The sequence below is a fragment of the candidate division WOR-3 bacterium genome, from assembly GCA_039802005.1.
Taxonomy (GTDB): domain Bacteria; phylum Hydrothermota; class Tepidihabitantia; order SM23-42; family JAOAFX01; genus JAOAFX01.
In genome coordinates this window covers 18,022-31,758 of sequence record JBDRVV010000017.1, presented here as the reverse complement: position 1 = coordinate 31,758, position 13,737 = coordinate 18,022, and the positions used below count along the sequence as shown (strand labels likewise).

The 13,737-nt window shown below is 41.2% G+C and carries 3 protein-coding genes; all 3 read left to right on the top strand.

Annotation, left to right across the window (positions count from 1 at the left end; genetic code table 11):
* Window positions 1-3 precede the first annotated feature (3 nt).
* The 3 genes from ABIL69_06725 to sucD all read left to right on the top strand — a co-directional run bounded on the left by ABIL69_06725 (window position 4) and on the right by sucD (window position 13,573).
* Window positions 4-11,202: a right-handed parallel beta-helix repeat-containing protein gene (locus ABIL69_06725; GenBank protein MEO0123680.1), complete on the top strand. Its 11,199-nt coding sequence runs from the start codon at window positions 4-6 to the stop codon at window positions 11,200-11,202.
* Window positions 11,203-11,322: 120 nt separating this feature from the next.
* A complete protein-coding gene (locus ABIL69_06720) occupies window positions 11,323-12,513 on the top strand; it encodes an ATP-grasp domain-containing protein (GenBank protein MEO0123679.1) in 1,191 nt (396 codons plus the stop codon).
* 184 nt (window positions 12,514-12,697) lie between these two features.
* Window positions 12,698-13,573, top strand: coding sequence for a succinate--CoA ligase subunit alpha (sucD, locus tag ABIL69_06715; GenBank protein MEO0123678.1), 876 nt, complete (start codon window positions 12,698-12,700; stop codon window positions 13,571-13,573).
* The last annotated feature ends 164 nt before the right edge of the window (window positions 13,574-13,737 follow it).

Below are 13,737 nucleotides of genomic sequence, written 5' to 3'. Positions count from 1 at the left end.
ATTATGAAAAAATTATTGATTGTATTCATTATGTTATTGCCTTGGTGTTGTGTAAATGGGTATTGGGGCAATACTCATGGCCGAATTACAATAAAAACAACATACCTCTTAAATAATGCAAATTATTCTGGCTATGCTAAATATGTTCACTATAACATTTTCAACGAACGCGTTAATTTCCCTTATTCCACTACTTTTCAGTATCCAGACAGTGCTCCATCCAATATGTGTCTCTGGGGCACAGAGGTCCATCCGACAATGAAAGTGCAGCAGACTACGGTTGGATATTTGATAGACCGGTTGCCAGGTAGTTTTGTTCTTGGTGATACAATTAGATGTTGGGCAAATGAAAATGGACTTAAGGATATCACAGGCACACTCTTTACAATCGGCGCAATTATTTGGTTTTGGGGTGGCGGAATAACTTCTGGCGAAGCACTGAGTTCTGGGGTATGGGGATTGATTGGTTCATCGGTTTTCACTGTAACTGATAAGACAAATTATCCAGACCACAAATATGCCCAGAATCTTGCAGTTAGTGCGATGTGGCCAGATAATTTTGCAACTTTTGGTAACAAAAATACCATTTACCTCGGATTCTGCCCATTAGCCCACGGGCGTAGCACATCGCCGCAGACTTTTTGGACAATTGGTCATGCGCATAATATATGCGAAGAGTATTACAATTGGGCAAAACAAGAATGGAATTCTGGTAATAGAACACAGGCTTTGCGCTGGTTAGGACGAGCATGTCATTTTATTCAGGATGGTGTTCAACCCAATCATCGCGCGCCTGCCGGGCTTTATGGATTAATGGCGCAAATTGGTCATGGCTGGTATGAGGATACGTGCGATGTTGTAGCGCTTTCGGAAACTCAATTTTATCCCAATTCAGCTGCATTAAATCCCAATTTTGATGTGAGTGATAAAGTTGTTGATCTTGGGAATACTGCCAGGGGTTATCTTTATTTCTGCGATGGCTTGCCCACCTGGGCATCCTGGATGTGGGGTGGCCATAATGACCAAAAAACAATGGTCGCAAAAGCAATGATGCCCCTTGCTTGTAAATCTACGGCTGAGCTCATTGCCAAATTCTTCAACGAAGTTGGTTATACCCCTGACCCGGTTACCAATCTCCGCTGTGATTATGCCAAAGAAGACGAAGTAAAAATCCGCTGGGATTATTCGGTGCCCAAGGTGATTGATTGTTATGTAATTAGAAGAAGGATTGCAGGAGGTTCCTGGTCCCAAATTGGCACTTCCTCACCAGAGCAAACCTACTGGGTGGATAATACAGTCAATAGAGGCACAATCTATGAATATGAGGTGTGCGCAAAACAAGGGAATTTATTGTCTCCTTCTGCCACTATATCAGTCTCTATCCCCTGGCTTAATGCACCAAGTTTACTCTCCGTAGCGGATAGATTTGAAACTCCACATCGGTTGGTTATTAAATGGCAAGATAAATCGGCCCATTCTAATCAATTTAGAATTGATAGAAAAGTAAACAATGGGGGCTGGCAAGAGGGCTATGGTTGGGTAAATGCGCCTACTGATACTTTCTCTGATAATATTGTAGCACTTTACACTCTATATACCTATCGCGTTGTTGCTGTTGACGACCAAAACCACATCTCATCTTTTTCAAATGAAAAAGGGAAGGTTGCTGGTGCCTTAGCAACCGATGATTCATTGATGACTGCATATAATACAGGCAATAAGATTGCAGTTGACCCTCAAAATCCACAGAATATCCATATTGTTTACTACGATAATTATCAGCACGATGTAAAGGATGCATTATCTACCGATGAGGGCAATACATTTTCGGTTATCCAGAGTGTTGCTGGTTGCGATAAAAATTATCCAGCGATTGCTTTAGACCAACAGGGCAAATCACACATTGTCTGGGGTAAATGGTATAATACCTGGTATTATGGTATGCCCAAACCGTGGTATTGGGTCTTGGAGTTTTATCATTCCTATTATACAACCTCATGGCAACACAAGAAAATCTTTTTAGTAGAATATGGTCCTTATCCTAAAGATGAAGGTCCTGACCAACATCTCCAACCAGCACCGATGCGGCCAATTTCATTTATTATTGCCCAGGATAGTGGGTTTGTTGCGATTGAGGAAGGGCCGAATCACAATATCTGGGTTTCAAGTTTCTCGCTTCAAACCAGTGCTTATAGCCAACGTCCCATCGCAAACTGGCGCTACAATCCTTGTGTTGCCTATGATTTATCAGGTAGACTTGCCCTCGTTTACAGCACATATGAAGATTATGCGGACATTTACTTTAGATATAGAAATTTTTCAGGGGGTTCGTGGTCAGATGAGCAATGGCTTGCGTATGGTCTTCACCCATATCTTTCTGGTAGCACTGATACTCTTAGTTTAGTTTTGACAAATTCATCAGGTGGGTATAAAATTGATTATCATAATCTCGTGTGGGATGGTGCAAACTACATTTTATCGGCCCCTGTGATTATAGATAATGGTGACTGGGGGATTGTTGCTAATAATAATTATGTCGTCTGGGAGAAAAACAAAAACATTTATTACGCCGAGGTGTATGATGGACAGGCATCGCCACCAGTAAATTTATCTCAAACTGCCGGCCGCTGGTCAATTTACCCTCATGCTGATATTTCTCCACAAAAAGATGCTCTTTATGTTATCTGGACTGAAGGCAATTCAACCAATACCCAATTTTATCTTACATTCAGGAAAGTAGAAATACTACCAAAGACTACTATGGTCTTTCCAAACGGAGGCGAGAGTTTCTATGCTGGTGAAGTTCATACTATTACCTGGACTGCTGAGGACAATGTTGTGATTGCAAAAATTGATTCTATTTTGCTTACAACGGACGGTGGTAATACTTGGGAGCCAATTGTGGTTAATCTTTCTGGTGATACAAGAAGTTATGACTGGCTTGTGCCTTATGTTAATTCAAGTGATTGTAAAATACTGGTCGTGGTTTCGGATTATGCGGGAAATAAAACAAGGGATGAGAGTGATTTTACTTTTTCAATTACTACTTTCAATTATTGCGGTTTTGAAGATGGCGATGCACCATGTCTGGAAAACACTCTTATTGGTGTTGATGGTGTAAATAATTATGGTGCTCTGCGGAGTGGTCCAGAGGGCGGTGTAAATCCACACTCTGGTGATAAGATGTATAAAATTTATGGCAATGACTATGGGACATCAGGCAATAATTATGTCATTTTTAAGATACTGGACTATGACTTTCCAATCACCAGTAATAACTATCTTTCCTTTTGGATATATGTAAAAGAAGCGCCTACGGACTCCGGTCATATCTGTGTTGATTGCCATACGAAATCAGGCAAGATTTTGAGGGCCTGGACAAAATACAATCGGATAATAGACCAGACCTCGCAGATTATCCATCCAGCCTGGCATAGCGCACCAAAAGGACAGTGGGTTCAATATATCTTTACCCTCAATCCTGCGGCGGGTGAGACAATTGACTATCTTGAACTCATTTATGATGACCGGGACCCACAAGAGACCGGTAACTTCGTTGCTTATATTGATGACATACAGATATTCTCCCAATTCCCACTGGAAAATACTTGGTATTTTGAGGTTGCACCCAATGATACCAATGCCAGTGTTCGGTTTGAACCACAATCCGATGATGGTGTGAGATTAATGCTGGATAATCAGGGTGCATATCCTGATACATTTTGGAGCAGTGTGCCTTGGCTGCGAAAAGATATTCCTGATATCACGGTTGGAGAAAAATTGCTTATCTACTGGCAGCAATATGATTTAGCCCATGCATCTTTATATTCGCTATTGATTCAGGATGAGCAGGGGGATGACCGCTGGCTAACTTATGCGCCGAATGCCCCAAATCACTGGTCGGAAATTGGGGTTGTTGATATGGGTGACCCAACCCAGAGATACAATTATAACAAATGGGAAGGTTTTTCAAGAAATGTCTATAATGATTTTTATAATGAATATGGCACTTCGCCAAAGATTTTAAAGGCAGTGAGACTCGGCCATTATTCAAGAAAAGATTGGAGCGGCGACCATGGTTGCTCAATAAAGGATTTAAGATTTACTGAAGATAGAAGCGCTTTCTCATATTCAGGTTTTGAGCCTACCCATACGCAACCTTTAGAAAATTGCATTTTAGAAAAAAATAAGCAATGCATCACATCAGACTCGGCTGGACTTTATAAATTACCAGTTCCGCCCAATGGTAATGAATGGGCATATCTTATAAAAGGGGAGGACATAAGTACAGATGCTAACAGTTATGCGATCTTTAAGGTCTTTGATGAAAATCTATTGATTACTGATGATCCGACTTTTATCTCTTTTAAAATAAATGTTGCCAAATCACCTGGCAATTATGGTCATATTTCTCTGGATGGGATAACCTGGGGCGGTTTGAATCTTAAGAATTTCTGGCATAATCAATACGGCTGGATAATTGACCAGAACGGGACTTGGATTCACCCAGCAGTCCATACTGTTTCGGACCAGGACCAATGGGTGGAGTATATATTCAATCTTACACCTGCAGCGGGTGAGATTTTGGATAATATTTTAGTTGTCTACGATGATGGACAAAATGCAGAGACCGGTGAGTTTCGTGCCTATATTGACGATATTAAAGTTTGGCGCAAGTTTCCTTATAATAATCATTGGTATGCGGAAATTTTAGGCAATGACCCAAATGCCATTTTGAAGTGCATTGCTGATGGTGATTCGGTCAGGCTTTATATTGATAACAACGGAAATCAGGGCGAAGGTGCATTTTGGACAGATTATCACCCAACACTCCGAAATGATATCACAGATCTTCCAGTAGAAGAACACACGATAGTCTACTGGGAGCAGTATGATAAAGACCACAGTTTGATATTGGGCTTGTTGATTCATGATAATCAAGGGCAGGACAGGTGGTTGTATTATGCAAAGAATGCCTCAAACTGGTGGCAGAATACCGGCTGGGTAGATATGGGCGACCCGACCCCGCATTATAATACCTGGGAGTGGTGCTATAGAAACATACGCAGTGACTATATTGCTGAATACAATGCGATACCGGAGGTTATAAAGGAACTCCGTCTTGAGCATTTTGCCCGCTCAGAATGGGTTGGCGACCATGGCGGAACGATAAAGAGGCTATTCATTGGTGAGGATACCGAACCACCGATTGTTCAGGTCATTCAACCGAATGGTGGTGAGAAGTTAGAGATTGGCAGTGTCTATCCAATAATCTGGAATGCAATAGATACAACAAAGGTTGGACTACAGACCATCTACTATTCAACCAACAGTGGTGCGGAGTGGCATAATGTAACGGGAATAGATACAATCTTTGAGCCGATCGCTTCTTATCAGTATGACTGGACTGTGCCTGGGCATCCATCGGATAATTGCTTGATAAAAGTTGTCTCAAAAGACATTGCGAATAATACAGGTACGGATATGAGCAATAATCCATTTTCTATCTGCTATTTTACATCAAGTGATTCAACGGCGACGGCCGGGAATGGTGAAAAACTTGTTTATGATAATGGCGTTTTACATTTTGTATTTACTTCCGAGGATAGCATATTTTATTCGTACTCTGTTGACCAGGGCAATACCTGGCAAGCAAAACAAATGATTGATTTTGGTGAGTATCCGGCGATTGCGGTTGATGAATTGCACCGGGTGCATCTGGTCTACAAAAAGGGAAATGGTTATTGGTATAAAGAATTAACTGGCTGGGGAGTCCCGGTCTGTATTTATACCCAGACTACCCGGGCTCTGCAGTCTCCTTCTTTTGTAGTAAAAGGTGATTATGGTTATCTGGCATTTGAAGAAAGGGAATATGCGGGAATGGACCCGGTGAGTCATTTGATGTTCGGGGTTTATCATATTGGTGCGCCACCAAATGGGAATTTTGAAGTTGAAGAAATAATTTATGATGTTAGTGAGTTCTTGAAGAATCCCCATCTGGCGATGGTTTGGGATAGCATTCCGCAGATTGTTTATGAGAAAGGGAATAGTGTTTATTACATACAGGGGTTATCAGGGGGGATTAAGGGCTATAAAGGGAAATCAAGGGGAGGTAAATCCGAAATCCGAAATTCTAAATCCGAAACAAATTTCAATAGTCAAATTCCAAATTCACCCTCACCTTTATCCTCTCCCATTAAGGGCGAGGGGATTTTGGTGGATGAGATTCTGAAACAAGACGAGATGCTGAAACAAGTTCAGCATGACATTGTTCAGAATGACACCCTAACCTTCTCCCATCAAGGACGAAGGGATTGGAAGGATGGCCCCTCCTTCAAAGAACGAAAGGGGTTTGGGATGCTGAATTGGACAGAACCGATAGTTCTCGGAAACGGCAATAGTCCAAAAATTTCGGTTGATGGAGAGATAATTGATGTGGTCTGGGAGAATTCTGGCGAGATTTATCATAGAAAGAAATGGTTCTACTCAGAGTTCGGCGCAATAGAAAATATTTCTAATTCACCAAATCGTATATCAAAAAATCCGATTGTATTTTCGCCTTATTTAATAGTCTGGATTGAAGAGCCCGCAATTCAGCCCGATTCAAAGTTTGATTTAGTTTATGGCCTATGGCAATACAATAAGTGGTATAAGACCACAATTACTTCCACTTTAGAGAATTGTTTTGCACCCAAGGCATTCTTTGACGGCGTAAGACTACACACTGTCTGTGTCTATGGAAACCAACCGAGGTATGGGATAAAATATGCCAAGGCTGAGATTGGACTGCCATATAGGACTTCAGATACCAGATTGGCGACGGCGAGTAATAATGCCAAAAGATTGGTGCTTGATGATGCGGGTCGCCTTCATACCTTTTATCGGTGCGGGGATTATATCGTTTATGCAATGGATGAGGCAATTGAAGGCAATTTGGGGCAATTTAAGGCGATAGAAGGTTCAAGAGGACTAAAGAGGAGAGGAAGGGCAGATGAGATTCTGAAACAAGTTCAGAATGACAGAGGCAGAGGTAACAGAGAAAGAATTATTGGGGAGGGGGCTTATCCAGCAGTATCTTATCAACGAAATACAATCCACGAAGTCTGGATTTCGGGCTCAGTGCCTGTCTATGCCCGTCATAAATTGTGGTATCGCAAAGGGATTGGTGAAATCTGGGAGGAACCTTTGATAATCTGGGAGAGACCATATAGCCCCAATTCCCGTATTCTCGCCCCTTCATTTGTTTGTTCAGAGGATACTGGTTTTGTGGTGATTGAAGAAGAAAAGACGGTTGGACAGATATTGTACTGGAAGTTATATCTCTTAAAATTCCTGCTTATTGACCCATTGAGTATTACAGAGATGGTAATTGACTCTGCGGTGCTCGTCTCACCGCCGCCCTGGCCGCCAGAAGAGGAGATGGCATCGCCATCGATTGTTTTGGATGATAATAATTATCCTCATATCGTCTGGTCGGATAAATATGGCCATATTCAGTATACATATTGGGATGGAACTGAATTTGCACCAAAAGAGGATTTGACTGCGGGGTTTGTTGGTGAGATAGATGCAAAACGGCCGTGCATTGAGAAATATAAGAATCGGTTGAGTGTGGTATTTGAACTTTTCAACGACATTTATTTTACATACAAGCCAATTAAAGGCAATTCAGGGCAAAATGAAGATGCAGGAGATGCAGTATCGTCCCTTGCGGGACTTGCAGGATCGCTTCGCTTGCAGGAGATGCCGGATCGCTACGCTCGTATAGGAAATGAAACCAGGAAGGGTGAAATCCAGAAAAATCCCACTGTTTTATCCTTTGGCAAAGGGAAAATTGAAGGGCAATTTGGTTGGTCGGAATTGAAAAATCTTTCCAATTCGCCGGATAGTTCAATGGCGCCGATTATTCTATGTGGCTCACAGGTTTTCTATAGTGAAAAAGTAAGCAATGACTATAGAATTTACTGGACATTTTTTGATGGATTTAATTGGTCAGCGCCTCACCCAGTAATACCGACACCGGCAAGTAGTGAATATTATGTGCAGGGTGCAATGAAGGATGAACAAGGGAGAAAATGGGTGAATAAGGGTGAAAAAGGGGAACAACAGAGGAGTGCGGTGCCGATTTATCTGGTATGGACATCGGGGCAAGGTGACACATACAATATCGTTCATACGGATATCACTGCCCATATCCCCAACTGGCAGAGTGGGGAGATTACTGAAAATACTATTTGGTCCGGAAATGTCTTTATCACCGGTGATGTGACGGTAAGAGAGAAAGTTACGCTCACATTACTACCGGGGACGGATGTCTATCTCCAGTATCCTGATGACCGGGGATCAGGAAATGACCCGGATATGTGCGAGTTGATAATAAAGGGTAGCCTGAATGCCCGCGGTGATATTATTGGAGATTCGATAAGGTTCACATCTTATACCGATTCTCTGCCCTGGTATGGAATCAGATTTACTCGAAATAGTATCGGTGATTTGGGTCTCTGCCACATAGCCCGAAGCAATTATGGGATTAGTTTTGACCGTGCCTCGGGTGAAATTATAAGGTCCTTGATTGACAGCAACGGTATTGGCGTGGTGATTGAAAATAATAGCGATGTAACAATCAGGCATTCATCAGTTAAAGAAAATTTCTACACGGGAATTCACTGTCAAAACTCTAAAGTCGTGATTGATAGTAATTATATCCACAGGAATAAGATATTTGAAGATAAATTGGAGGAATTTAGATGCCGAAATCCAAAATCCAAACTCCAAACAAATTCACACACTCCAAGGCGTGCTAAAGGCGGAGAGGATTCACTCCTTTTCACTTGCACTGGAATAATTCTCTCCAATTCACATATTCATATCAATGGCAATCAGATTATTGATAACTTCCGGGGGATTTATACCTCAGGGTGGATAACCGGTGAGGTTACGGATAATCTCTTTGATTCAAATGAATTCCATGGCTTTGATTTCTTTGGCGATTCATTTGATATTCTGATTGATAGGAATAATTTCACTAATAATGGCTGGTATCCCTGGCCAGTGATTGAACTTGCTGGAATCTATCAGGGCTGGTATGCATATAAACCGGGGACGAAGATAACCATAATCAATAATCAGTTTTCAAACAATAAAGTGGGATTGACTTTTGCAAAATACTATGAAGAGGTATCATCGCCCACTGTAACAATCGTTGCTAATAACTCGTTCAATCACAATGTCGTTGGTCTCTATGCTTGTGGTGATATTTCTGCAAACTTTGAAGCAATCATCACCGGAAACAATATCACCAACAATCAACGCTATCAGGTCTGGCATAATGTATCAAAAAGCCAATTGTTGAATCTTGGCAATCTTGAGAATCAAACAACAATTGATGATGGCAAAAACAGGATTTATGATGGTGAACTTATTGGTCCTTACTTTTTATGTAATCATTCACCATTTATGATAATGGCACAGGGAAATTACTGGAACTATACCAATGCGGATTCAATCGATGCCCATATCTATGATGATGATGAAAATCCCAATTGTGGAATGGTTGACTTCAAATACTTTTCAACCTGGGGTGAGATTGAACCGGGCACGGTCTGGAGCGGGATTGTCAATGTTGGCGGCGATGTGATTGTGCCCGAGGGTGTGACCTTAACGATTGAGCCCGGGACTGAGGTCTATTTTACTGCTGGTATGGATGGGGCGCAGGGTGGCGTGGATACAACAAAGGCTGAATTGATAGTATATGGAAAGATAGAGATGGGGAGATTGGGAGACAAGGAGACAGGGAGAAAAGGGAAGAATCGCGAAACGTTTACCGTGAACCGTGGAACGGAAAGTTGTAGCGGTTTGATTTACCAAGCAGATAACATCTTATATCACGGGATTGAAGTCCCTACTCCGAAAAATAAGACTGAAAGCCTCAATCCAGATGGTCGTCAGGATGATACACGAATTTTGTTTACTTCCGATGCCTATGAGCCGAAGCCCGGGGATTGGTATGGAATTCGTTTCGCAAAGGTGCGGATGGGCGCTGAATATGACGCAGATGGGCGGAGAGAAAGGATATCAGAAAATCAGGGTATCAGTGGAAAGGGTATCAGGAAACCGGGGTATCAGGATAAAAATGACAGGGGTAAGATCACTTGTGATGTCAATAAGGGTGGAGAGATGCGGAATCCGATTCAGCATGACAAAAAGGCAAAAGGCATAAAGTTGGAGATAAAGGATTGGGTGGTTGAGTATGCAACGAATGGGATTGAGATTTCTGATTGCAATAATTTTGAGATAAAGGATTCAAGGATAGACTTCTGCTCAGATTGTGGTATAGAATTTCTCGGAAATAAATTTGAGGCGAAGGATTGTAGTTTGAGCAATAATAAGACAGGAATCAAGATTTCTGCCCAGAACTTCACGCTAAAGAATTTTGTAGTCACCAAAAATAAAACAGGCATCATGGTAATTGGTGGTGGAGGAACAATAAAGGACAACAAAATTACCAGTAATGACACTGGTCTGGTGATCGTTGATATGAGTGGTAATGTGAAGGAGAATTTAATAAAAGAGAACGGAATTGGGATATACTTAAAGGGTGAAGAAGGGAAGAATTATGGAACGTGTGCCGTGAACCGTGAAACGTTTAATAAAGATGAGATGCTGAAACAACCCGTGAATCAAGTTCAGGGCATGGTTCAGAATGACAAAGAGAATAGGGATGGTTCACTGTATATTGGGAAAGAGAATGTCTTTGAGCACAGTTTCTTATATCACATCTATAACAATACACCGGATTCAATTGATGCCCGGCATAATTATTGGTATCCCCCAGAGCCTGAATCTATTGAATATTACATCTATGACTACTACGATGACCCGAACTTGGGTGTAGTAATCTATGAACCAACAGATAGGGGAATTACAGGTGGACCTCAGGGAGATGAGATGCTAAAACATATTATTGTCAATTTCGGTTCAAGCCCAACGAACTGCCTTTCAATTACCTATAACCTTTTAATTTCACAGAAAATAGAAATCTCTGTTTATGATGCCTGTGGCAGATTGGTCTCAAAAGAACGGGGAATGAAGGAAAAGGGCAGGCATAATTTTATAGTTAGTAATATTGCAAGTGGTGTCTATTTTGTGAAATTTGATTGCCCCGGAATTGAATTAAAGAAGAAGTTCATACTGGTGCGATAAAATTTAGGCTCATCGATTCAATGTGGAACATACATCAAAGGGATTCTATCCCTTTAAAAATACCTTCGGCTATTCACACTTTTCACTTGAAATTTTTTTCAGTGTGCATATAATACCCATATGCGACTATATGAGTATGAAGGTAAGATGCTATTTAAGAGGAAAAAGATCCCTGTCCCTGATGGTATAGTCGTTGATAAGAATTCATTCTTTGAACTTGATAAGGTTGTCTATCCGGTTGTGATTAAGGCACAGGTTTTTTTGGGTGGCAGGGGAAAGGCAGGTGTAATCCAGTTTGCTCAAAACAGGGCAGAGGCGGAAGAAAAGATCAATGGAATGTTGGGTAAAAAACACGGACCCTTTGTCATAGAAAAGGTTCTTGTTGAAAGAAAACTTGACATTGAACAGGAATTATATATTTCGGCTTTGATTGACCGCATTGCCCATAAACCACTTTTGATGTTATGTCTGCAAGGAGGAATGGAGATAGAAGAAATTGCAAAAACAGAACCACAGGCGATAAAAAAATATTATTTTAATCCCGGAGAGAAGATATTTGATTATCAGGCAAAGAAAATTGCTGGAGAATTGGGATTCAGTGGCGATTTGTTAACTGGTATGGCAAATGTAATTTTTAATGTGTATAATCTCTTTATTGATTATGATTGTAAACTTGTTGAGATTAATCCCCTTGTTATCACGAAAGATAAAAAGGTTATTGCCCTTGATTCTAAGGTAGATTTAGATGAAGATGCAATGTTCAGACATCCGGAATTAAAAGAGATGGGAATTGTTGCAAGAAATGAGATAGGCGAATTGACCGAAAGGGAAAAACTCGCAAAGGCGGCAGGAATTCCTTATGCCGATGTTGACCCGGATGGTGATATTGGTGTATTTCCGGGTGGTGCAGGATTTGGTATTGCTGCACTTGATTTGATCACCCATTATGGAGGTAGACCAGCAAATTTTATGGACTCGGGCGGTGCACCTACTCAAGAGAAATTAAAGGCAATGCTTGGATTGTTAATCAACAATCCGAAGGTCAAAGTTATCTTTGGAGCTCGATTTGGCGGAATTTCCCGTTGCGATGACTGGGCAAAGGCAGTTGTGCAATATGTTATTGAAAATAAACCGCAAAAGCCAATGGTAATGAGAATGGCAGGTAATATGGAGGAAGAAGGAAGAAGGATATTTGAAGAAGCAAAAAAGGAATATCCAGACCTGTTTAAAAACATAAAGGTCTATGCGTATGATACACCGATTGAACAGGTTATACAGGAAGCAATAAAGGCGGCAAAGGAAATAGAATGAAAGCAGAAAATAAATTATACACAGTAAGTTCGCAAAATTCGAAATTCGAAATCCGAAATCCGAAACAAATTCCAGTATTCAAATTCCAGATTTTCAAACAATTAATTAGTTTGAATAATTGGAATTTAGGATTTAAAGATTGTTTAGTATTTAGAATTTCGGTATTAGAATTTCAATAGACATTATGGCTATCTTAATTGACAGTAATACCAAAACCATCGTCCAGGGCATCACTGGTGCCAATGCAGCACTCCATACCAAATTAATGCTTGAATATGGAACAAAGATTGTGGGCGGAGTAACGCCGGGTAAAGGGGGACAAAAAGTTGAATGTGTCCCGGTATATGATACTGTTGCACAATGTTTAAAAGAACATCCTGATGCAACGGTTTCAAGTATCTGGGTCCCGGCAAGGTTTGCTAAAGAGGCAATCCTTGAGGCGATTGATGCGGGCATAAAGACCGTGATTGTAATTACCGAAAGAATACCAATTCATGATATGCTCTATGTCCGGGAAAAGGCAAAGGAAAAAGGGGTTGTGGTAATAGGGGGAAATACACCGGGAGTAATCTCACCAGGAAAATGTCTGGTTGGTATGCTTCCAAAGATTGCATTCCAGCCCGGCAGGATTGGCACGGTTGCCCGTAGTGGTGCAGTGACATATTATATTGCGAATTCTTTGAATCTGGCCGGACTTGGTGAGTCAACCTCGGTGGGACTCGGTGGAGACCCGATTTTGGGTTCTAATTTTGAAGATATTTTAAGGCTCTTTGAACAGGACCCAGATACTGATGCAGTGGTTATGGCAGGTGAGATCGGCGGGGTATATGAAGAGCTTGCCGCACCATATATCAAACAGATGAAGAAGCCCGTCATTGCCTATATCACCGGGAAATCTGCGCCTCAGGGCAAGAGATTAGGTCATGCTGGTGCAATAATTGAAGGTAATATGGGAACCGCCCAGAGTAAGATTGAGGCATTGAAAAATAATGGGGCTTTGATTGCAGAAACCCTGAGTGAAATTCCGTTTCTTGTTAAACAAGCGCTCAATATTAAATAATTTCTTTAATTAATCTGATTTGCAAAAAATGTAGTGGCTGAGTTTATTTGCGTTTTAGATATCTGCAGACCAAGGTCTGCCACTACGATACTTTCTGCAGACCAAGGTCTGCCACTACAATTTTACAAAATTCCCATGGACTTTACGAAACTATATGTATCCTG